The 22,951-nt window shown below is 56.0% G+C and carries 20 protein-coding genes; 16 read left to right on the top strand and 4 right to left on the bottom strand.

The window, feature by feature from the left end; all coding sequences use genetic code 11:
• The first annotated feature begins 5 nt into the window (after positions 1 to 5).
• From RTX30_RS13600 to focA, 10 genes are all read left to right on the top strand, one after another.
• Complete coding sequence (locus RTX30_RS13600; RefSeq protein ID WP_312690601.1) at positions 6 to 953, top strand: respiratory chain complex I subunit 1 family protein; 948 nt, start codon at positions 6 to 8, stop codon at positions 951 to 953.
• 16 nt (positions 954 to 969) lie between these two features.
• On the top strand, positions 970 to 2,409 hold the full coding sequence (locus RTX30_RS13605) for a hydrogenase 4 subunit D (RefSeq protein WP_312690603.1): 1,440 nt from the start codon (positions 970 to 972) through the stop codon (positions 2,407 to 2,409).
• A gap of 11 nt (positions 2,410 to 2,420) precedes the next feature.
• Positions 2,421 to 3,071, top strand: coding sequence for a hydrogenase 4 membrane subunit (gene hyfE, locus RTX30_RS13610; protein WP_312690605.1), 651 nt, complete (start codon positions 2,421 to 2,423; stop codon positions 3,069 to 3,071).
• Positions 3,072 to 3,075: 4 nt separating this feature from the next.
• Positions 3,076 to 4,662: a hydrogenase 4 subunit F gene (locus RTX30_RS13615; protein WP_312690607.1), complete on the top strand. Its 1,587-nt coding sequence runs from the start codon at positions 3,076 to 3,078 to the stop codon at positions 4,660 to 4,662.
• A complete protein-coding gene (locus RTX30_RS13620; RefSeq protein ID WP_312690608.1) occupies positions 4,659 to 6,386 on the top strand; it encodes a hydrogenase large subunit in 1,728 nt (575 codons plus the stop codon). Before RTX30_RS13615 ends, RTX30_RS13620 begins: the two co-directional genes overlap by 4 nt.
• An 11-nt stretch (positions 6,387 to 6,397) precedes the next feature.
• Positions 6,398 to 6,946: a hydrogenase 4 subunit H gene (gene hyfH / locus RTX30_RS13625; protein ID WP_312690610.1), complete on the top strand. Its 549-nt coding sequence runs from the start codon at positions 6,398 to 6,400 to the stop codon at positions 6,944 to 6,946.
• Positions 6,943 to 7,710, top strand: a complete 768-nt coding sequence (locus RTX30_RS13630) for an NADH-quinone oxidoreductase subunit B family protein (protein WP_312690612.1) — start codon at positions 6,943 to 6,945, stop codon at positions 7,708 to 7,710. Before hyfH ends, RTX30_RS13630 begins: the two co-directional genes overlap by 4 nt.
• Positions 7,703 to 8,116, top strand: coding sequence for a formate hydrogenlyase maturation HycH family protein (locus tag RTX30_RS13635; protein ID WP_312690614.1), 414 nt, complete (start codon positions 7,703 to 7,705; stop codon positions 8,114 to 8,116). The genes RTX30_RS13630 and RTX30_RS13635 overlap by 8 nt, the downstream gene beginning before the upstream one ends.
• Positions 8,117 to 8,246: 130 nt before the next feature.
• A complete protein-coding gene (locus RTX30_RS13640) occupies positions 8,247 to 10,184 on the top strand; it encodes a sigma 54-interacting transcriptional regulator (protein ID WP_312690616.1) in 1,938 nt (645 codons plus the stop codon).
• 108 nt (positions 10,185 to 10,292) lie between these two features.
• Positions 10,293 to 11,141, top strand: coding sequence for a formate transporter FocA (gene focA, locus RTX30_RS13645; RefSeq protein ID WP_312690618.1), 849 nt, complete (start codon positions 10,293 to 10,295; stop codon positions 11,139 to 11,141).
• A gap of 48 nt (positions 11,142 to 11,189) precedes the next feature.
• Here the strand turns inward: focA and RTX30_RS13650 are convergent, their stop codons facing one another.
• Positions 11,190 to 12,251 carry an AI-2E family transporter gene (locus RTX30_RS13650; RefSeq protein WP_312690620.1) on the bottom strand — a complete coding sequence of 354 codons (1,062 nt, stop codon included), beginning with the start codon at positions 12,249 to 12,251 and terminating at the stop codon, positions 11,190 to 11,192.
• Between the two features lie 219 nt (positions 12,252 to 12,470).
• Between RTX30_RS13650 and bepA the strand changes: the two genes are divergently transcribed.
• A complete protein-coding gene (gene bepA, locus RTX30_RS13655) occupies positions 12,471 to 13,934 on the top strand; it encodes a beta-barrel assembly-enhancing protease (RefSeq protein WP_312690622.1) in 1,464 nt (487 codons plus the stop codon).
• A 12-nt stretch (positions 13,935 to 13,946) separates the two neighbouring features.
• Positions 13,947 to 14,303 carry an arsenate reductase (glutaredoxin) gene (gene arsC, locus RTX30_RS13660; RefSeq protein ID WP_312690624.1) on the top strand — a complete coding sequence of 119 codons (357 nt, stop codon included), beginning with the start codon at positions 13,947 to 13,949 and terminating at the stop codon, positions 14,301 to 14,303.
• A gap of 40 nt (positions 14,304 to 14,343) precedes the next feature.
• On the opposite strand, the gene RTX30_RS13665 is transcribed toward arsC, so the two are convergent.
• The 3 genes from RTX30_RS13665 to upp form a co-directional block, all read right to left on the bottom strand.
• A complete protein-coding gene (locus RTX30_RS13665) occupies positions 14,344 to 15,045 on the bottom strand; it encodes a DnaA inactivator Hda (RefSeq protein ID WP_312690782.1) in 702 nt (233 codons plus the stop codon).
• A gap of 99 nt (positions 15,046 to 15,144) precedes the next feature.
• Positions 15,145 to 16,431 (bottom strand): uracil permease, encoded by a 1,287-nt coding sequence (gene uraA, locus RTX30_RS13670; protein WP_312690625.1) that lies wholly within the window; start codon positions 16,429 to 16,431, stop codon positions 15,145 to 15,147.
• Positions 16,432 to 16,541: 110 nt separating this feature from the next.
• Complete coding sequence (gene upp, locus RTX30_RS13675; RefSeq protein WP_312690626.1) at positions 16,542 to 17,168, bottom strand: uracil phosphoribosyltransferase; 627 nt, start codon at positions 17,166 to 17,168, stop codon at positions 16,542 to 16,544.
• Positions 17,169 to 17,403: 235 nt separating this feature from the next.
• Here upp and purM point away from each other — a divergent pair, with 235 nt between their 5' ends.
• The 4 genes from purM (at position 17,404) to ppx (ending at position 22,949) form a co-directional block, all read left to right on the top strand.
• Positions 17,404 to 18,441 carry a phosphoribosylformylglycinamidine cyclo-ligase gene (gene purM / locus RTX30_RS13680; protein WP_312690627.1) on the top strand — a complete coding sequence of 346 codons (1,038 nt, stop codon included), beginning with the start codon at positions 17,404 to 17,406 and terminating at the stop codon, positions 18,439 to 18,441.
• Positions 18,438 to 19,079: a phosphoribosylglycinamide formyltransferase gene (gene purN, locus RTX30_RS13685; RefSeq protein WP_312690629.1), complete on the top strand. Its 642-nt coding sequence runs from the start codon at positions 18,438 to 18,440 to the stop codon at positions 19,077 to 19,079. The genes purM and purN overlap by 4 nt, the downstream gene beginning before the upstream one ends.
• Positions 19,080 to 19,346: 267 nt before the next feature.
• A complete protein-coding gene (gene ppk1 / locus RTX30_RS13690) occupies positions 19,347 to 21,407 on the top strand; it encodes a polyphosphate kinase 1 (RefSeq protein WP_312690631.1) in 2,061 nt (686 codons plus the stop codon).
• A gap of 3 nt (positions 21,408 to 21,410) precedes the next feature.
• A complete protein-coding gene (gene ppx, locus RTX30_RS13695) occupies positions 21,411 to 22,949 on the top strand; it encodes an exopolyphosphatase (protein WP_312690633.1) in 1,539 nt (512 codons plus the stop codon).
• The last annotated feature ends 2 nt before the right edge of the window (positions 22,950 to 22,951 follow it).

The following is a 22,951-nucleotide window of genomic DNA, read 5'->3' on the forward strand; positions in this document are numbered from 1 at the left end:
CAATAATGACCGAACAACTTTCTGCGTGGTCACTCGGGCTGTTTGCCCTGCTTCAGTCAGCCCTGCTGCTGGCACTAACGCCGCTGTTTACTGGCCTGTCCCGGCAGATCCGCGCGCGCATGCACTCCCGGCGCGGGCCGGGAATTTTGCAGGATTACCGTGATTTACAAAAACTGCTTAAGCGACAGGCCGTCGCGCCGGCATCCTCAGGGTTGATGTTCCGTGTAATGCCCTGGGTACTGCTCAGCAGTATGTTGCTGGTGGCCATGACCTTACCGCTGTTTTTCCGCACCTCACCCTTTGCCGGAGCGGGCGATCTGATCACCTTAATTTATCTCTTTGCGCTGTTTCGCTTTTTCTTCGCGCTCTCCGGGCTGGATACCGGCAGTCCCTTCGCCGGGTTGGGCGCGAGCCGCGAACTGACGCTGGGCATACTGGTCGAGCCGATGCTGATCCTCTCATTGCTGGTACTGGCGTTACTGGCTGGCTCCACCAATATCAGTGCCATCAGCAGCACACTAGCTACTGGCTGGATCTCGCCAGTCGCCACGCTACTGGCTCTGCTGGCGTGTGGGTTCGCCTGTTTTATTGAGATGGGCAAAATCCCCTTCGATGTCGCCGAAGCCGAGCAAGAGTTGCAAGAGGGGCCATTAACCGAATATTCCGGTGCCGGACTGGCGCTGGTGAAGTGGGGCGTTGGCCTGAAACAAGTGGTGATGGCCTCGTTGTTCGTCGCGCTTTATTTCCCGTGGGGTAATGCCACCACCCTCACCATCGGGGCGATGGCGCTGTCGCTGGCGAGCACGCTGCTCAAACTGCTGTTGGTGTTCACGCTGGCGTCCATGGTGGAGAACGCACTGGCACGCGGCCGTTTTTTACTGACGCATCACCTGACCTGGCTCGGCTTTAGTCTGGCTGCGCTGTCATACGTTCTCTGGCTTACCGGTTTGTAAGGAGCACTGGAACACTATGGAAAATCTTGCGCTGACGACGCTGTTGCTGCCTTTTATCGGCGCGCTGGTCGTCTCTCTGGCTCCCCGGCGAATCGCGCCACAGCTGGCCACGCTATTTGCATTGCTGGTGACGGTCGCCACCGTCGCGCTGGCATTTCACTTTTACCAGGCGGGTCGTGAAGCCGTCGACATCCCGCTGCTGGCGGTCGGGCAGGTGGCGTTGTTTGGCTTACAAATCGATCGACTTAGCACGCTGATCCTCTTTGTGGTGGTCTTTCTCGGTCTGTTGGTGGCTTTCTACTCCACGGGTTATTTGACGCGTGGCAACCGCGAACATCCCCATGAAGGCAGTAACCGTTATTACGCGTTTTTATTGGTTTTCATTGGCGCCATGTCCGGGCTGGTACTCTCCTCCACGCTGCTGGGGCAATTGCTGTTTTTCGAAATCACTGGCGGTTGCTCGTGGGCCCTGATCAGTTATTACCAGAGTGAAAAAGCCCAGCGTTCCGCGATGAAAGCCCTGCTGATCACCCATGTCGGTTCGCTTGGCCTCTACCTGGCGGCCGCCGCGCTGTTTCTCAATACCGGCACTTTTGCGCTGAGCGCACTCAGCCAGTTGCACGGGCCCGCGGCGTATCTGGTGTATGGCGGCATCCTCTTTGCCGCGTGGGGCAAATCGGCGCAGTTGCCGTTACAAGCCTGGCTGCCGGATGCGATGGAAGCCCCAACGCCGGTCAGTGCGTACTTACATGCCGCGTCAATGGTGAAAGTCGGGGTTTATATCTTCGCGCGGGCGATCGCAGAAGGCGGTTCAATCCCGCCTGCCATAAGCTGGACAGCCATTGCCATGGCGACCCTGACGCTGGTGTACGGTTTTTTAATGTACCTGCCGCAAAAAGATATGAAGCGCCTGCTGGCATGGTCAACCATCTCGCAACTGGCATGGATCTTTCTCGCGCTGTCGCTCTCTACGCTCGGTTCGCCGCTCGCCTTCAAAGCGGGGGTGGTCTACATCTTCAACCACGCGTTTGCCAAGAGCTTATTTTTCCTTGTTGCAGGTGCGCTCAGCTACAGCTGCGGTACAAGGATGCTGCCGCGTCTGCGCGGCGTGATACGTATATTGCCCGTTGCCGGTATCGGCTTTTGCGTTGCGGCACTGGCTATCACCGGTGTGCCGCCGTTTAACGGCTTCTTCAGTAAGTTCCCGCTCTTTGCCGCCGGTTTTGCCCTCTCCGCCCAGTACCCTCTTTTGTTACCTGTAATGGTCCTGGCGCTGGTGGAGTCGGTCGCCAGTTTCGGCTGGTTTATCTGGTGGTTCGGGCGGGTGGTGCCGGGTGAACCCAGTGAAGAGGTGGCACAGGCCGCTCCGCTGCCATATGCCATGCAACTGGTGCTGATCATTCTGATCGTGATGTCGCTGTGCTCAAGCGTAATTGCTGCGGCGTGGCTTGGATAAGGGAACCGACAATGACCGGAACACTGATAGTCAATAATCTGGCGGGGTTAATGATGTTTACCTCGCTGCTGGTCACCTGCGCCAGACGCTACTCCGTCTCCTGCTGGCTGTATGCCTTGCAATCGCTGGTGCTGGTGTCTCTCTTCTTTACCCTTTCGCAGTTACTTCATGCCGATCAACTGCTGATGTGGTCGTTTAGCGCCCTTTTCACCAAGGTGCTGCTGGTGCCGCTGATCATGGGTTATGCGTTTCGCAAAATGGCACCCGATGACGAAGGCGGCCGGCTGTTTGGCCCGGCAACGCTGGTGCTGATGGCGGCCGTCATTGTTCTGCTGTGCTGGTTTGTGGTGCGCCCGGTGCAACTGCCGATGGTGGCGCAACTGAAACCGGCGCTGGCTGTCGCGCTGGGCCACTTTCTGCTGGGGCTGCTGTGCATCATCAGTCAGCGCAACATTCTGCGCCAGGTGTTTGGCTATTGCCTGATGGAGAACGGCTCGCATCTGGTGCTGGCGCTGCTGGCCTGGCGTGCGCCGGAGCTGGTGGAGATCGGCATCGCCACCGATGCCATTTTTGCAGTGATTGTGATGGCGTTGCTGGCGCGCAAAATCTGGCGCACCCACGGCACGCTGGATGTGAACAATCTTACGGCGCTGAAGGGGTAACATCATGAGTCATGCATTGATGTTTACGCTGTTGCTGCTGACGCCGCTGGGGGTTTCACTGCTCTGCTTCGCTTGCCGTCTCAGCCGTGCGGCGGCACGCTCGCTCGTCACAACGATCCACAGTATCGGCATCAGTCTGTTGCTGGTCATCGCCCTGTTTACCGTGGTGGAAGGCGTCGGCGAAGGGGAAATTTTTGCGGCCCATCGCTGGCTGCATATCGACAGCCTCAGCGGGTTATTCCTGTCGTTGCTGGGCATTATTGGCTTTCTTACCGGCCTGTACTCCATTGGTTATATGCGCCATGAAGTGGATCACGGTGAAATCACCGTCCCCACGCTATGCAACTACTACGGCTTTTTCCATCTGTTCCTGTTCACCATGCTGCTGGTAGTCACCAGCAATAACCTGATTGTGATGTGGGCAGCCATTGAAGCCACTACCCTCAGTTCGGCGTTTCTGGTGGGCATTTATGGTCAGCGCTCATCGCTGGAAGCGGCATGGAAATACATCATTATCTGCACCGTTGGCGTCGCGTTTGGCCTGTTCGGCACGGTACTGGTTTATGCCAACGCCGCCAGCTTTATGGCAGAGCCGGATCACGCTATTTTGTGGACCGAAGTACTGAAAGCGAGCAGTCAGCTGGATCCCACGCTGATGACGCTGGCCTTTGTGTTTGTGCTGATTGGGTTTGGTACCAAAACCGGCCTCTTCCCGATGCACGCCTGGCTGCCGGATGCGCACAGTGAAGCCCCCAGCCCGGTCAGCGCCCTGCTTTCAGCGGTGCTGCTCAACTGCGCACTGCTGGTGTTGATCCGCTATTACATCATCATTTGCCACGCCATTGGCGAAACCTTCCCCAGCCGGTTGTTGCTGATTTTTGGCATGTTGTCGGTAGCGGTGGCGGCCTTTTTTATCCTGGTGCAACAGGACATGAAACGCCTGCTGGCTTACTCCAGCGTGGAGAACATGGGGCTGGTGGCAGTGGCTCTGGGGATTGGCGGCCCGCTGGGTATTCTGGCGGCGCTGCTGCATACGCTGAACCACAGCCTCGCCAAAACCCTGCTGTTCTGCGGCTCCGGGAATGTATTGCTGAAGTACGGTACCCGTAATCTGGACGTGGTATGCGGCATGCTGAAAGTGATGCCCCTCACCGCCGTTCTGCTCGGCGGCGGCGCGCTGGCGCTCGGCGGGATGCCGCCCTTCAACATTTTCCTCAGCGAGTTTATGACCGTGACAGCCGGGCTGGCGGCAGAGCACCTGCTGGTGACCGTGCTGTTATTGCTACTGCTGACACTGGTGCTCGGCGGGCTGGTGCGCATGGTCGCCAAAGCGCTGTTTGCCACTCCGCCGCAGCAAGTAGCAGGCGGCGAGCTGGGCTGGCTGACGACCCTACCAATGATGATTTTGCTGGCGATGATGCTGGTGATGGGCACCCATATTCCGCAGCCGGTCAGCAGCCTGCTGGCGAAAGCCTCCACGATTGTCTTGTCTGGCAACGATCAACCGTCACCCTCATTTAGCGGGCTGTGGACTGCTTTCGACACCACGACCTTCGCAACGCCATTGCATGTTCCGGGAGAGTCAAAGTGAGTTATTTAGCCAGTGTCAGTCTTCAACAACCGCGCGGCAACGCTTGTCTGGCCGCGTTAAAAACGCAGTTTCCTGGTGCGGTACTGGACGAAGAGCGTCAAACCTTTGAGCAGGTGACCATTACGGTGAAACTCAACCTGCTGCCAGATATTGTGCACTATCTTTACTACCAGCATGACGGCTGGCTCCCCGTGCTGTTTGGCAATGATGAACGCACCCTGAATGGTCACTATGCGGTCTACTACGCCCTCTCGATGGAAGGGGCAGAAAAGTGCTGGATCGTTGTCAAAGCGTTGGTGGATGCACAAACCCGCGAGTTTCCGTCTGTGACGCCACGTGTACCCGCCGCCGTATGGGGCGAGCGCGAAATCCGCGATATGTACGGTCTGATCCCGGTGGGTCTGCCGGATCAGCGCCGCCTCGTGTTGCCAGATGACTGGCCGGACGATCTCCACCCGCTGCGTAAAGACACCATGGATTACCGCCTGCGCCCGGAACCCACCCGCGAGACGGAAAACTACGCCTTTGTTAACGATGGCGGCAGTTCGGCACGCATTGTCCCGATTGGGCCGTTACATATTACGTCTGATGAACCGGGTCATTTTCGTCTGTTCGTTGATGGGGAACGGATTGTCGATGCCGACTACCGCCTGTTCTACGTACACCGTGGCATGGAAAAACTGGCGGAAACCCGGATGGGCTATAACGAGGTCACGTTTCTCTCGGACAGGGTATGCGGCATTTGCGGTTTCGCCCACAGCGTGGCGTATACCACCTCGGTGGAAAACGCGCTTGGCATTGTGGTACCGCAACGGGCACACACTATCCGCTCAGTGTTGCTGGAAGTCGAACGCCTGCACAGCCATCTGCTGAATATTGGCCTTTCCAGCCACTTTGTCGGCTTCGATACCGGCTTTATGCAGTTTTTCCGTATCCGTGAAAAATCGATGACCATGGCGGAACTGCTCACCGGCTCGCGTAAAACCTATGGTCTGAACCTGATTGGCGGTATTCGTCGCGACATCCTGAAAGCGCAGCGTGTGAAGACGATTCAATTGGTGAAAGAGATGCGTGCGGAAGTATCACAACTGGTGGATATGCTGCTCTCCACGCCGAACATGGCGCAGCGTACCCAGGGCGTTGGCGTGCTGGATCGACAAGTTGCCCGGGATTTCAGCCCGGTGGGGCCGCTGATCCGCGGCAGCGGTTTTACCCGCGATTTACGCTTTGATCACCCCTATGCCGACTACGGCAACTTGCCGAAAACCCTGTTCACGTGGCCGGATGGCGACGTGTTCTCGCGTGTAATGGTGCGGGTTAAAGAGGTGTTTGACTCCCTGGCGATGATTGAGTTCGCCCTTGATAACCTGCCCGACACGCCGCTGCTGACCGAAGGCTTCAGCTATCAGCCGCATCAGTTCGCCCTCGGTTATGTGGAAGCTCCGCGTGGCGAGGACGTGCACTGGAGCATGCTTGGCGATAACCAAAAGCTTTTTCGCTGGCGCTGCCGGGCGGCCACCTACGCCAACTGGCCCGTGCTGCGTTATATGCTGCGCGGCAATACCGTCTCCGACGCGCCGCTGATCATTGGCAGTCTCGATCCCTGTTACTCCTGTACTGACCGGGTCACGCTGGTGGATGTGCGGAAACGGAAATCGACCACGGTTCCCTATAAAGAGATCGAACGGTACAGCCTTGAACGTCGCCATTCGCCGCTGAAGTAAGGAAAGAAACGATGCTGAAATTGTTGAAAACTATCCTCAGAGCGGGTGACGTCACGGTGAAATACCCGTTTGCGCCGCTGGAGGTGTGCCCAGGATTTCGCGGCAAACCGGAACTGGATCCCGGGCAATGTATTGCCTGCGGTGCCTGCACCACCGCCTGCCCGGCGAATGCGCTGACCATGGAAACGCTCGCCGAAGAGAACCGCCGTGTCTGGCAATTATTTATTGGCCGCTGCATTTACTGTGGGCGTTGCGAAGAGGTGTGCCCGACACGGGCCATCCACTTATCTGAAGAGTTTGAACTGGCTGTGACTCGTAAAGCGGATCTGTACGTACGCGCCACCTTTCGTCTGCAGCACTGTAGCCAGTGCGGTGTGGCGTTTGCACCGGAAAAATCCGTCGCGCTGGCGGCGGATCTGCTGGCGCTCAACCAGTCAGCACCAGAGCAGGCACAGAGGCTACGCGACCTGGCCTGTGTCTGCCCGGCCTGCCGCCGTCGCGACGCGCTGGAACACCACGGTAGCGTTAATGTTCACTATTACCTTAAGGAGCAAGCATGAGTCAGGTGCTTAGCCAGCATGTCAGCCAGCCGGTACAGCTTGATGCGTCGGCGCAGAAAATCAAACAACTGCTGCTGCGCGACATCCAGCGTTCCGCCTATGTTTACCGGGTTGACTGCGGAGGTTGTAACGGGTGTGAAATCGAAATTTTCGCCGCCATCACCCCGCTCTTCGATGCCGAGCGTTTTGGTATCAAAGCGGTGGCTTCACCGCGCCACGCCGATATCTTGTTGTTTACCGGCGCAGTCACCCGTGCGATGCGCATGCCCGCCCTGCGCGCCTGGGAGGCTGCGCCAGACCATAAAATCGCCATCTCTTACGGCGCTTGCGGCGTCGGTGGCGGTATTTTTCACGACCTCTATTGCGTATGGGGCGGCAGCGACACCATCGTGCCGATTGATGTGTGGATCCCAGGTTGCCCGCCCACACCCGCTGCAACCATTCATGGTTTTGCGGTTGCGCTGGGTTTGCTGGAGCAAAAACTGCATGCGGTGGAGACGGAGCAAGGCGAGAGTGAAATCGCGCAGTTACGCTGGCCCGCGCTGCCGCTGGCGTTGCGGGTGAGCCTGGAGCGGCAGGCGCGGCAACTGGCCGGGTACCGACAGGGGCGCGAGATCACCGATCACCTGTTCGCCCTGTTAACAGCAGGCGCACCAGAGCAACGAGCAGCACGGGTAAATGCCTGGCTTCAGCAGGCGGACGATCCGCGGCTGACTGTCATTGTCCAGGAGCTGATGTCCACACTGGAGCGCAACCATGTCTGAAACAGAAGCCAGAGTGATGTTCTGGGCGTTACGGCAAAAATTTGTTGATGACAGCGTAGAGTTGGAAGAGAAAAGTCGCCAGGTAATGTATTACTCACTGGCGATTGGTCACCACGTTGGGGTAATAGATTGCCTGAATGTTGTGCTTGAGTGCCCGCTTGCAGACTATCAACAGTGGATCGCCCTGCTGGAAGAAGGCGACGCACGCCGCAAATTGCAGGGGTTGTTAACCTTTGGCGAAATTGTGATGGATGCCAGCCACGTCAATACGCTGGCCCCCGCGCTGGCAAGGCTGGCAGAAACCACAGCGGAACCCTGGCGCGGCTGGAGCCGCCAGTTATTACAGCATTTGCAGGATATGACGCAGGAACCGGCGCTCTATCTGATGGTGCGATTGCTTCGTTAAGATATTTCTCTGGTTTATACAAGAACAGTGACTTATCCGTGAAGCTTGTAACACTACAAAAACAAGGGATATTGTACTCTGCCTACTCACTTTGGGGGATAACAGGTCAATCTGGAAGGGCGACGTATCCATGATTTTACACGATAACGAGCAGGCTTCACTTCTCCGGGCATTTATCCCCCTGCCGCCGCCCTTCAGTCCCGTTCAGCACATCGAGTTATCGTTCAATAACACCCGCTTCTGGCGCTGCTTTGATGATGGCAGCGTTGAGTGTAGCGACCAGCCATATGGCGGAAAAGTCAGCGACAGTTCAGTGCATGTCGCCCTGCTTGACGGGCGCGAGATGGTGGAACTGCGTTTTGTGCGCACTGACAACGGCACGTTTAATGACGCCGATAACGCCCTGTTTGCCTGGCTGGCCCGACTGGCCGCCCAGGCGCTGGAAGAGCAAGGTGCCCGCGATCAGCTGAGCCAGTCTGTTGCACAGTTACAGCAGGAGCGGGATCACGATCGGGTGCTGGTGGACATTACCAACTCGGTGCTATCACATCTCGATCTCGATGCGCTGATTGCGGATGTGTCGCAGGCTATCCACCGTTTTTTTGGCATTGATAATATTCGCATGGTCCTGCGCGACAGTTTGCATGCAGGCAAGCTGGTTTGCCACGCCACCCATTTCCCCCCCTGCCCGCCCACCACGGCCCAATTCCCGCTGCGCAGTGAAAGCCCATTGTTACTGGCGGCGCTAAACGACCAGCACTGCGCATTGCTGCGCCGGGAAGAGGATGAAGCGTTGTGGCAAAACGATCCGCTATTGCAGCCTCTGGCGGCGCAATCACTGGCAGCAGTATTTATTCTGCCGCTGGCCTTCAGTCACAAATCCACCGGCGTACTGTTGCTGGCGCACCATGACGACAGCGTGTTCAGCGAGCAAAACTGTCGATTACTGCAACAGATCGCCGACAGAATCGGCATCGCCGTCGATAATGCCGACGCCTGGCGTAACGTCATTGAACTGAAAGAGAACCTCAACAGCGAAAACCGCAAACTGAATGAGCAAATCTCATCCAGCCAGAGCTTCGGTGACATTATTCACCAGAGCGACGCCATGCGTGACGTGCTCCAGCAGGTGAAAATTGTGGCGCTGAGCGACAGCACGGTGCTGATCCTCGGCGAAACTGGTACCGGCAAAGAGATCATCGCCCGCGCGCTGCACCAGATGAGCCCGCGTAAAGATAAACCGCTGGTAAAAATTAACTGTGCCGCCATTCCTGCCAGTCTGCTGGAGAGCGAGCTATTTGGTCATGATAAAGGCGCGTTTACCGGGGCGATTAATGCCCATCGCGGGCGCTTTGAAATGGCCGATGAGGGCACGCTGTTTCTGGATGAAATTGGCGATATGCCGCTGGAGTTACAGCCGAAACTGCTGCGCGTTTTGCAGGAGCGGGAGATCGAACGCATTGGCGGTAGTCGCACCATTCCGGTTAACGTGCGAGTCATCGCCGCCACCAACCGCGATCTGCGCCAGATGGTGATTGACCGCGAGTTCCGTAACGATCTGTTTTATAGGCTGAATGTGTTCCCGCTGGTGTTGCCGCCGCTGCGTGAACGACCGGAAGATATTCCCCTGCTGGCTCGCTACTTTACACAAAAACTGGCGCGTCGCCTGAACCGTACCATCGACACCATTCCGGCCGACACCCTACGCCAGTTGATGCGCTACGAGTGGCCGGGCAATGTGCGCGAACTGGAGAACGTGATTGAACGCGCCGTCCTGCTGTCGCGCGATAATACCCTCAGCCTGCAACTGCACGCCCAGCCGGTCAGCATGGTGCAACCGGTGGCGCACGATCCGTTCCCGTTTACCTTGCCGAAAGTGGCGAAAATGATAAACCCCGAACCGCCGGAAAATGACGAAGAGGAACGTCAACGTATTATCCAGATCCTGCGTGAAACCAATGGTATCGTCGCCGGACCACGCGGCGCCGCCGCAAAACTGGGAATGAAACGCACCACGCTCTTGTCCCGCATGCAACGCCTGGGGATTGCGGTGCGCGAAGTGCTGTAACCCTCTCCTGTTATGTGAAGCCGTTAACACTCTCCTGCTGATGACTGGTATGCGCTATGCATAATCAGGCCGTTATCTCGCTTATGTGCATTGAATCAGGAGAATCAAATGGATACCGGCAATGCGTTTGACCTGCGACTTCCTGCGGAAATGGCAAAAGTCGCCGAGCAGTCTGGTCTGTATAAAGTCAGCAAGAAAAAAGAGCTGTCGTTCTTTCTCGCCATCACCGCGGGCGTTTTTATCTCTATTGCCTTTGTTTTCTATATTACTGTGACCACCGGGCCGGCACCGGCCAGCGCGCTGGCCAGGCTGGCGGGAGGGCTGTGTTTTTCCCTCGGGCTGATTCTGGTGGTGGTTTGCGGCGCGGATCTGTTCACTTCGACAGTATTGACCGTCATGGCGAAAGCCAGTGGCCTGATCAGCTGGCGGCAACTGACGCTGAACTGGGTCATCGTTTATATTGGCAACCTGACCGGAGCGCTGTTTTTTGTCGCGCTGATCTGGTTTGCCGGGCAACCCATGAGCGGCAACGGGTTGTGGGGGTTGAATGTGTTGCTTACTGCCGACCATAAAATGCATCACACCTTTATTGAAGCGGTGTGCCTCGGCACCTTGTGCAATTTGATGGTCTGCCTGGCAGTATGGATGAGTTATTCCGGCCATACGCTGACCGATAAAGTGATGGCAATGCTGCTGCCGATTGGCATGTTTGTCGCCAGCGGGTTTGAGCACAGCATCGCCAATATGTTTTTGATCCCACTAGCGATTATTATTCGTTACTGCGCACCGGACAGCTTCTGGAGCGCCATACACAGCACGGCGGACAGCTTCCCCGCATTAACGTTCAGCAACTTTATAACCGCCAACCTGATCCCGGTGACGCTGGGTAACATTATCGGCGGCGGGTTACTGGTTGGCGTGACGTACTGGATAATTTATCTGCGTAATCAGCGTTAGGCACAGTGAATACCTGCCGGGCGGCGCTCAGGCCTCCGCCCGGCATCTTTATTCTTCAATCGCCGGCGAATCCGGCCACGCGTGGATCACCGCCTTGATCAGCGTCGCCAGCGGGATGGCGAAAAACACGCCCCAAAAGCCCCACAGTCCGCCAAATATAATCACCGACAGGATGATCACCAGCGGGTGCAGGTTAACGGCTTCAGAGAACAACACCGGAACCAACAAGTTACCGTCCAGCGCCTGAATAATGAGATAGACCGCGAAACAGCTCCAGAACTCGGTACCCAACCCGAACTGGAACAGCGCCACCCCCACCACCGGAATAGTTACCACAAACGCGCCGATATAGGGGATCAACACGGAGAACCCCACCAGCACCGCCAGCAGCAGCGAGTAGTTGAGGCCGAACAGAATAAAGCCAATCCAGGTGGCGATGCCGACCACAATCATCTCCAGCACTTTGCCGCGAATATAATTGGTGATCTGTTGGTTCATCTCTTTCCACACCTGGCCCGCAAGGCCACGGTTGCGCGGCAAAATACGGCGCACGGCGTTCAGCAATGGATCTTTGTCTTTGACGAGGAAGAAAACCATGAGCGGCACCAGCACAAGATAGACCGCCAGCGTTAGCAGCCCGACCAGCGATGCCAGCGAATATTTCACCACCGAATCGCCCATGGTCAGCATGCGCGATCGCATATTTTCCGCCATCGCATCGATGATGCCGGCATCCATCAATGCCGGGTAACGACGCGGCAGCGTGGCGGCGAAATCGGAGAGTTTATTGAGCATGCCGGGCATATCCCGAATCAGGTTAATTCCCTGCTGCCAGGCAACCGGCATTACCACAAATGCCATCACCAGCAGGATGCCCACAAACAGCAACAGCACCAGTGTGGCGGCAACGCTACGCGAACACCCGATGCGTTGCAGGCGCGCGGTAGGCCACTCCAGAAGATAAGCAATGACCAGCGCCACCAGCAGAGGCGCAAGCAGGCCGCTAAAAAAGAAGAGAATACAGAATCCCGCGAGGAGAATGACCAGCAGTGCTATCGCTTCCGGATCGCTAAAGCGACGGCGATACCACTGCATCAACATTTCGAGCATAACGTTTTTTCTTGAGCCTCATTGGCGGGTAAGAGGGGGAAGTGTATCGAAATGTCACAAAAAAGACTTCGCTTTTCTTATCCTTTCCAGGAAACATAACAATGTGGTGAATAGGATTTTCTTCAACCGGGAAGGCGGCTACACTCCCTGTGCCGGAAGCAGGAACGAAGCCCGCAAACGCAGGTCATATTGGTACCCCCTACAATACAGGAAGAGGTTATGTTCAGGCAGTTGAAACGAACGCTGGTCGCAACCCTTGTCATGGCGCTGAGCGCAGGCCCGTTGACCCCGGCCTTTGCGGACTCCTCAGACAGCCTGCCAGATATGGGCACCTCCGCAGGCAGCACGCTCTCCATCGGTCAGGAGATGCAAATGGGCGACTACTATGTGCGCCAGTTGCGCGGCAGCGCGCCATTGATTAACGATCCGCTGCTGGTTCAGTACATCAACACACTCGGAATGCGGCTGGTTGCCCATGCAGATTCGGTAAAAACCCCCTTCCACTTCTATCTCATTAATAACGACGAAATTAACGCCTTCGCCTTTTTTGGCGGCAATGTGGTGCTGCACTCTGCGTTGTTCCGCTATACGGATAATGAGAGTCAGCTGGCTTCGGTAATGGCGCACGAAATTTCACACGTCACCCAGCGCCATCTGGCAAGGGCGATGGAAGACCAAAAACGCAGCGCACCGCTCACCTGGGCAGGCGCACTCGGCTCAATTTTACTGGCAATGGCGAACCCGCAAGCCGGGATGGCTGCGCTAACCGGTACGCTGGCCGGTACGCAGCAAGGGATGATCAGCTTTACGCAGCAGAATGAACAGGAAGCGGACCGTATCGGCATTCAGGTGTTGCAGCGCGCCGGTTTCGACCCGCAGGCGATGCCGACTTTTCTGGAGAAATTGCTTGACCAGTCTCGCTACTCCACCCGCCCGCCGGAAATCCTGCTGACGCACCCGTTACCGGAAAGCCGCCTGTCAGATGCGCGCAACCGCGCCAACCAGATGCGCCCGGTGGTAGTGCAATCATCGGCTGAGTTCTATATGGCAAAAGCCAGAACGCTGGGGATGTATAACTCGGGCCGCAACCAACTGACCAGCGACCTGCTGGACAGCTGGGCAAACGGCAACGTGCGAGAGCAACATGCCGCGCAATATGGCCGTGCACTACAGGCAATGGACGCGAAAAAATTTGCCGAGGCGGAAAAAATATTGCAGCCCCTGCTAAATGCCGATCCCAATAATGCCTGGTTTATCGACCTGGCAACCGATATCGATTTAGGGCAGAACAAAAGCGGCGAAGCCATTAAACGGCTGAATGCCGCGCGGGAGCTAAAAACCAACCCGGTGTTACAGCTTAACCTGGCGAATGCGTATCTCGAGGGTGGCCAGCCGGCAGAAGCGGCGCGGATCCTCAACCGCTATACCTTTAGCTATAAAGAAGATGTGAATGGCTGGGACTTGCTGGCACAGGCGGAAGCAGCCCTGAATAACCGCGATCAGGAACTGGCCGCCCGTGCGGAAAGCCTGGCGCTGGTGGGAAAACTGGATCAGGCCATCACCCTGTTAAGCAGTGCCAGTTCGCAGGTGAAACTCGGCAGCCTGCAACAGGCGCGTTATGATGCGCGAATTGATCAGCTACGGCAGATGCAGCAACGTTTCAAGCCGTATCAGAAGATGTAATAAGGAGAAGAAATGTCAAAGGGCGTGCAAATTTACCATAACCCGCGTTGCTCCAAGAGCCGCGAAACGCTGAACCTGCTGAAAGAACAGGGTGTGGAGCCGGAGGTTGTGCTCTACCTCGACACGCCGCCGGATGCCGCAACCGTGCGCCAGCTGCTGTCGCTGCTTGGCATGTCCAGCGCGCGCGAATTGATGCGCACCAAAGAAGATCTCTATAAAGCGCTGAAGCTGGATGACAGCACGCTTGCGGAAGATGCGCTGGTGCAGGCACTGGTGGACAACCCAAAACTGATTGAGCGCCCGATCGTACTGGCCAACGGTAAAGCGCGTATAGGACGCCCGCCGGAGCAGGTGTTGGAAATCCTGTAATCAGGTGGCCGGAGGGCGCAACGCGTATCCGGCCGGTGATTTACAGCTTGAGAATATCTTTGACGAAGGGAATGGTCAGCTTGCGCTGCGCGGTGATTGAGGCACGATCCAGTTCATCCAGCGTATCAAACAGGGTACGCATTTCCCGATCCAGACGCTTAAGCAGAAAACGCCCCACATCTTCTGGCAGTTCAAAACCGCGTAAGCGCGCACGCAATTGCAGCGCCTGCAATTTATCTTCATCAGACAGTGGCTGCAGCTTGTAGATTTGCCCCCAGTCCAGGCGTGATGCCAGATCCGGCAGCCCCAGGTTAAGCTGGCGTGGCGGGCGATCGCCGGTGATCAAAAGCCGGGTTTTGCCCGACTCCAGAATACGGTTATAGAGATTAAAGATCGCCATTTCCCACAGATCGTCACCGGCAATGCATTCAATATTATCAATGCAGACCAGCGAGAGTTGCTCCATCCCTTCCAGCACATCCGGTACAAACCAGGTGCGTTTATCCAGCGGCACATAGCCCACGGCGTCGCCGCGCTGAGAAAGCTCCGCACAGGCAGCATGCAGCAAATGGCTGCGGCCTGCGCCTTCACGCGACCAGATATAAATGTAACCGCTGTGCGCCTGGCGCAAAACGTTTTGCAACGCCGCCAGTAAAGAGGGGTTATCACCCGGCCAGAAACTCGCGAAGGTTTCATCATCGGGTAAATATAATGGCAGGGAGAGCTGTGCCGGCGTGTTCAGAAGTACCTCAACAGGGCTTACAAAAAACGCAGTGAGTTTATCATAAAAAAGCGTGAGGTTTGAACCGGGCGCGAAACCCGGTTCAAACAGAGGCAACAATTACTTCGTCACGTCGCTTTCTTCGGCATCCAGCACCACTTCTTCCGGGCGCAGGACGCTGATCAGTTTGAAGATCAGGCTCAGGCAAATACCAACGATGGTCGCCAGCGCCATGCCTTTCAACTCTGCCGCGCCAATGTGCACTTTCGCGCCGCTCACGCCGATAATCAGAATAACGGAGGTCAGGATCAGGTTTTGCGCTTTGCTGTAATCCACTTTGGATTCGATCAGTACGCGAATACCGGACGCACCAATGACGCCGTACAACAGCAGAGAAACGCCGCCCATCACCGGCACCGGGATTATCTGGATCGCCGCCGCCAGTTTACCCACGCATGAGAGCAGAATAGCGATAATTGCCGCGCCGCCAATCACCCAGGTACTGTAAACGCGGGTGATCGCCATTACGCCAATGTTTTCACCGTAGGTAGTGTTTGGCGTGGAGCCGAAGAAACCCGAAATCACCGTCGACAGACCGTTGGCAAACATGGAGCGGTGCAGACCCGGATCGCGGATCACGTCTTTCTTGATGATATTGGCCGTCACCACCAGGTGGCCAACGTGCTCGGCAATCACAACTAACGCCGCAGGCAGAATGGTGAAAATGGCAAACCACTCAAAACGTGGGGTGTAGAACGTCGGCAGCGCGAACCAGTGCGCCTGAGCAATGGGCGAGGTATCGACAACGCCCATTGCAAAGGAGAGCGCGTAGCCCGCCAGCACACCAATCAGGATCGGGATAATGGCCATAAAACCACGGAACAGCACGGAACCAAAAACCGTTACGCCCAGTGTCACCAGCGAGATGATAACGGTTTTGGAGTCCGCAGACTGCCCGTCGGCAGGCAGCAGACCCGCCATGTTCGCCGCCACGCCCGCCAGTTCCAGACCAATAACGGCAACGATTGCCCCCATTGCCGCTGGCGGGAACATCACGTCCAGCCAGCCGGTACCGGCTTTTTTCACAATAAAAGAGACCAGGCAAAACAGCACGCCGCACATGATAAAGCCGCCAAGCGCCACTTCGTAACCGAGCGGCAACAGCAGCAGTACCGGTGAGATAAAGGCAAAGCTGGAACCTAAATATGCCGGGATTTTTCCCTTACAAATAAAGATATAGAGCAGTGTCCCGATACCGTTGAACAACAGCACGGTGGCCGGGTTAATATGAAACAGGATTGGCACCAGCACGGTTGCGCCAAACATAGCGAACAAGTGCTGCAAACTAAGCGGGATGGTTTGCAAAAGCGGTGGTCTTTCACTTACCCCGATAGCACGGCGCGTCATAGTGTTTTCCTCTGAGTGTTGTTGTGTGTCTCCCTGTCCTTAACGGCAGGGAGTGGTTTGAATCCCAAAAAAAAGCCGACTATCAAAGTCGGCTTTCGATATTTAATGCGTTATTTCGTACCAAAGATTTTATCGCCGGCATCGCCGAGGCCCGGAATAATGTACCCGTGCTCATTAAGGCCCTGATCAATAGACGCTGTGTACAGCTCCACGTCCGGGTGCGCTTTCTCCAGCGCCGCCAGACCTTCCGGCGCGGCTACCAGCACCAGCACTTTAATGCTGTGGCAGCCCGCTTTTTTCAGCAGGTCGATCGTGGCGATCATCGAACCGCCAGTTGCCAGCATCGGGTCAACCACCAGCGCCATACGTTCATCGATATTGGACACCAGCTTCTGGAAGTACGGCACCGGCTCCAGTGTCTCTTCGTTACGGTAAATACCCACCACGCTGATACGCGCGCTCGGTACGTGCTCCAGCACGCCTTCCATCATGCCCAGGCCTGCACGCAGGATCGGCACAACGGTGATTTTTTTCCCTTTGATCTGATCAACCTGTACCGGGCCGTTCCAGCCTTCGATAGTGACTTTTTCTGTTTCCAGGTCGGCAGTCGCTTCATAGGTCAGCAGGCTGCCTACTTCCGAGGCGAGTTCACGAAAGCGTTTGGTGCTGATGTCGTTCTCTCGCATCAGACCCAGCTTGTGTTTGACGAGTGGGTGTTTTACTTCCACGATCTTCATACTCTTCTCCTTTCCCCAGACAGGTGGCAGCCACAAAAAAAATCGCCGGATTATACCGCTTTTTTTCCGTTGCGCTACAGGCAGGCGCTTGATCACGATCAATCAACCTGGAGAATAGTATATCGAAAGTTATAAGCCAGGCCCGACAATAATAGGCTCGCAAACGTTTGCCTGGACTGCTAGAATTGCGCCGAATTTTATTTCTACCGCTAGTAAACGCGTGGGGACTGAAGCAGTGACCGATAAAACCTCTCTTAGCTACAAAGATGCCGGTGTTGATATCGACGCGGGCAATGCTCTGGTTGACCGAATCAAAGGTGTGGTGAAGAAAACCCGCCGCCCGGAAGTCATGGGCGGTCTGGGCGGCTTCGGCGCGCTGTGCGCTCTGCCGCAAAAATATCGTGAGCCAGTACTGGTTTCCGGCACTGATGGCGTAGGTACCAAACTGCGTCTGGCAATGGATCTGAAGCGCCACGACACCATTGGCATTGACCTGGTGGCGATGTGCGTCAACGACCTGGTGGTACAGGGCGCGGAGCCGCTGTTCTTTCTCGACTATTACGCAACCGGCAAACTGGATGTGGACACCGCAGCCAGTGTGATCCACGGTATCGCCGAAGGCTGCCTGCAATCAGGTTGTGCGCTGGTCGGCGGTGAAACGGCCGAAATGCCGGGCATGTATCACGGCGAAGATTACGATGTGGCCGGTTTCTGCGTCGGCGTGGTAGAAAAATCAGAAATTATCGACGGTTCGAAAGTAACCGATGGTGATGTGCTGGTGGCACTGGCGTCCAGCGGCCCGCACTCCAACGGTTACTCGCTGGTACGTAAAGTGATTGAAGTAAGCGGCTGCGATCCGCAAACCACGCAGCTGGAAGGCAAACCGCTGGCCGATCACCTGCTGGAGCCAACGCGCATTTATGTGAAGTCGGTGCTGGATCTGATCGAGAATGTCGACGTCCACGCTATTGCCCACCTGACTGGCGGCGGTTTCTGGGAGAACATCCCGCGCGTGCTGCCCGACAACACCCAGGCGGTGATCGACGAGTCATCCTGGCAGTGGCCTGCGGTCTTTAACTGGCTGCAGAGCGCAGGCAACGTCAGCCGTCATGAAATGTATCGCACCTTTAACTGCGGTGTCGGAATGGTGATTGCGCTGCCAGCAGCGGAAGCAGAAAAAGCCATCACCCTGCTGAATGCAAAAGGTGAAAGCGCGTGGAAAATCGGTATTATCAAAGCCTCCGATTCCAGCGAGCGTGTGGTCATTGAATGAAAAATATCGTGGTGCTGATTTCCGGTAACGGAAGCAATTTGCAGGCGATTATCGACGCCTGCAAACAGAAGAGAATCAACGGCACCCTGCGGGCAGTCTTCAGTAACAAGGCCGATGCGTTCGGCCTTGAACGTGCGCGGGAAGCGGCTATTCCCGCCCACGCCCTCACCGCTGACCAGTTTGCCAGCCGCGATGCCTTCGATCGTGAACTGATGCAGGAAATTGACGCCTACGCCCCTGATCTGGTGGTGCTGGCGGGTTATATGCGTATCCTCAGTCCGGCGTTTGTCGCGCATTATGCCGGGCGCTTACTGAATATCCACCCTTCCCTCCTGCCGAAATACCCTGGTCTGCACACCCATCGCCAGGTGCTGGAGAACGGCGACGACGAGCACGGCACCACGGTGCATTTCGTGACCGATGAGCTGGACGGCGGGCCGGTGATCCTGCAGGCCAAAGTCCCGGTGTTTGACGGTGATACAGAAGAAGAGATCACCGCACGCGTGCAGGCGCAGGAGCACGCCATTTATCCGCTGGTGGTGAGCTGGTTTGTTGAGGGTCGCCTGAAGATGGAAAATAACAGCGCCTGGCTGGATGGCGTCTGCTTACCGCCACAAGGCCATGCGGCTGACGAATAATTCTCACCTTTCAGGGCCCAGTAGCCGGATGGCGCAATGCTTATCCGGCATTAACCGCGCCTTTTCCCCGCAGTATTTTCATCACCTTACGTCAGAAAAAAGATTACTGTCATACTTTTTTGGCACAGTTGGACATCTGATGGCAAAGCTCGCCATAATAAGTTGTGTTATACGAAGGAACGCCAGCAACGTTCACCTGTAAGTCGGGACGCCGCAAGCGCGAGACGGGCTTGCGTGTCCCGAGATTGAACCGGAGTGTAAACAGGAATGGGTCAGGAAAAGTTATATCTCGAAAAAGAACTAAGCTGGTTGTGCTTCAACGAACGCGTTCTCCAGGAGGCCGGAGATAAAAGCAACCCGTTGATCGAGCGCATGCGTTTTTTGGGCATCTATTCCAATAACCTCGATGAATTCTACAAAGTGCGTTTCGCCGAACTGAAGCGCCGGCTGATCATCAGCGAAGAGCAAGGCTTACCGACTAACTCGCGTCACTTGCTGGGGAAAATTCAGTCCCGCGTACTGAAAGCCGACCAGGAGTTTGACAGCCTGTATAACGAACTCCTGCTGGAGATGGCGCGTAATCAAATCTTTTTGATTAACGAACGGCAGCTCTCGCAAAACCAGCAAAGCTGGCTGCGCAACTACTTTAAACAGTACCTGCGTCAGCACATTACGCCAACGCTGATTAACCGCGAAACCAACCTGGTGAAGTTCCTGAAAGATGATTACACCTACCTCGCGGTAGAAATCATTCGCGGCGATGAAATCCGCTACGCGCTGCTGGAAATCCCGTCCGACAAAGTACCGCGCTTCGTTAACCTGCCGCCGGAAACACCGCGCCGCCGTAAGCCCATGATCCTGCTGGATAACATTCTGCGTTACTGCCTGGATGATATTTTTAAAGGCTTCTTCGATTATGACACGCTGAACGCTTACTCGATGAAAATGACCCGTGACGCCGAATACGATCTGGTGCACGAAATGGAATCGAGCCTGATGGAGCTAATGTCCTCCAGCCTGAAACAGCGACTGACAGCCGAACCGGTGCGTTTTGTTTACCAGCGCGATATGCCGGATGCAATGGTGGAGATGCTGCGTGAGAAGCTCACCATCTCCCGCTATGACTCCATTATCCCTGGCGGGCGTTACCACAACTTTAAAGACTTTATTGGCTTTCCGAACGTGGGCAAAGCCAACCTGGTCAACAAGCCGCTGCCGCGCCTGCGTCACCTGTGGTTTGATAAATTCCGCAACGGGTTCGACGCCATTCGCGAACGCGATGTCCTGCTCTATTACCCCTACCACACGTTTGAGCATGTGCTGGAACTGCTGCGCCAGGCGTCGTTCGACCCGAGCGTGCTGGCGATTAAAATCAATATCTACCGCGTGGCGAAAGACTCCCGCATTATTGATTCTATGATCCACGCCGCGCACAACGGCAAGAAAGTGACCGTAGTGGTGGAGCTGCAGGCACGCTTCGACGAAGAGGCGAATATTCACTGGGCAAAACGTCTGACCGAAGCCGGTGTGCAGGTTATCTTCTCTGCACCGGGTCTAAAAATTCACGCCAAGCTGTTCCTGATCTCCCGTATGGAAGGCGAGGAAGTGGTACGTTACGCCCACATCGGGACCGGGAACTTTAACGAAAAAACCGCACGGCTTTATACCGACTACTCGTTGATCACCGCCGATGCGCGGATCACCAATGAGGTTCGCCGGGTATTTAACTTTATTGAAAACCCGTACCGTCCGGTGCACTTTGATTACCTGCTGGTGTCGCCGCAGAACTCACGTCGCCTGCTGTATGACATGATCGACGCGGAAATTGCCAATGCACAGGAAGGTAAGCCGTCGGGGATCACGTTGAAGCTGAATAACCTCGTCGATAAAGGTCTGGTCGACAGGCTGTATGCGGCCTCAAGTTCCGGCGTGCCGGTGAACTTATTAGTGCGCGGCATGTGTTCGCTGATCCCGGATTTGGAAGGCATCAGCGAAAATATTCGTGTCACCAGCATTGTTGACCGTTATCTTGAGCACGATCGCATCTATATTTTTGAGAATGGCGGCGATAAGAGAGTCTATCTCTCTTCCGCTGACTGGATGACACGTAACATCGATTACCGTATCGAAGTGGCGGCGCCGCTGCTCGATCCGCGCCTTAAACAGCGCGTTCTGGATATCATTGATTTGCTTTTAAGTGATACCGTTAAAGCCAGGTATATCGATAAAGAACTGAGTAATCGCTATGTGCCGCGCGGCAACCGCCGCAAAGTGCGGGCACAGCTGGCGATTTACGACTACATCAAATCACTCGAACAGCCCGATTAACCTATGCCGATACAAGAGAAGACACCACGACCGGAAGAGTTTGCCGCCGTCGACCTGGGTTCCAACAGTTTCCACATGGTGATTGCCCGTGTGGTGGATGGCGCGATGCAAATCATCGGCCGTCTGAAGCAACGCGTTCATCTGGCAGATGGTCTGGACAGCAACAATATGCTGAGCGAAGAGGCGATGGAGCGCGGGCTGGCCTGCCTGTCGCTATTCGCCGAACGTTTGCAGGGCTTCGATCCGTCGAGCGTCTGCATCGTGGGTACGCATACGCTGCGCCAGGCGCTGAACGCCACGGAGTTTCTCAAACGTGCCGAAAAAGTGATCCCCTACCCCATTGAAATCATTCCGGGCAACGAAGAAGCGCGTCTGATTTTTATGGGTGTGGAACATACGCAGCCGGAAAAAGGCCGCAAGCTGGTGATCGACATCGGCGGTGGATCAACCGAACTGGTGATCGGTGAAGACTTCGAACCGAAGCTGGTTGAAAGCCGCCGTATGGGCTGCGTCAGTTTTGCGCAGATGTACTTCCCAAATGGCGTGATCAATGGCGAAAACTTCCGCCGTGCGCGCATGGCGGCAACACAGAAGCTGGAGTCGCTGGCCTGGCAGTTCCGTATTCAGGGCTGGAACGTGGCGCTGGGTGCGTCGGGCAGCATTAAAGCCGCGCACGAAGTGCTGATCGCCTCCGGCGAGAAAGACGGTTTTATTACTCCGGAGCGGCTGGAAAAACTGGTAGCAGAAGTGCTGAAGTATAAAAACTTCAGTGAACTTAGCCTGCCGGGGCTGTCCGAAGAGCGCAAAGCGGTGTTTGTACCGGGCCTTGCCATTCTTTGCGGCGTGTTTGACGCCCTGGCGATCCGCGAACTGCGTCTCTCCGATGGCGCGCTGCGTGAAGGCGTGCTGTATGAGATGGAGGGCCGCTTCCGCCATCAGGACATCCGCAGCCGCACTGCGCAGAGTCTCGCCAGTCAGTACAACATTGACCGCGAGCAGGCGCGACGCGTGCTGGAAACCACCACCCTGATGTACGATCAGTGGCTGGCGCAAAACCCCAGGCTGGGGAATCCGCAACTGGCAGCGCTGCTGAAGTGGGCCGCGATGCTGCACGAAGTCGGGCTGAATATTAACCACAGCGGTATGCATCGACATTCAGCGTATATTCTGCAAAACAGTGATTTGCCGGGCTTCAATCAGGAGCAACAGCTGATGATGGCGACGCTGGTGCGCTTCCATCGTAAAGGCATTAAGCTTGATGAGCTGCCGCGCTTCACGCTGTTTAAGAAGAAGCAATATTTGCCCCTGGTGCAGATTTTACGCCTCGGGGTACTGCTGAATAACCAGCGTCAGGCGACGACAACACCGCCGACGCTGCGCCTGAAAACCGACGATAACCACTGGACGCTGAGTTTCCCGTATGACTGGTTCAGTCAGAATGCGCTGGTACTGCTCGATCTGGAAAAAGAGCAGGATTATTGGGAAGCGGTGACCGGCTGGCGGTTGAAAATCGAAGAAGAGCAATCTGACGTGGCGGCCTGAAC

Origin of the sequence: Kosakonia sp. (assembly GCF_032052965.1) — a bacterium.
Taxonomy (GTDB): domain Bacteria; phylum Pseudomonadota; class Gammaproteobacteria; order Enterobacterales; family Enterobacteriaceae; genus Kosakonia.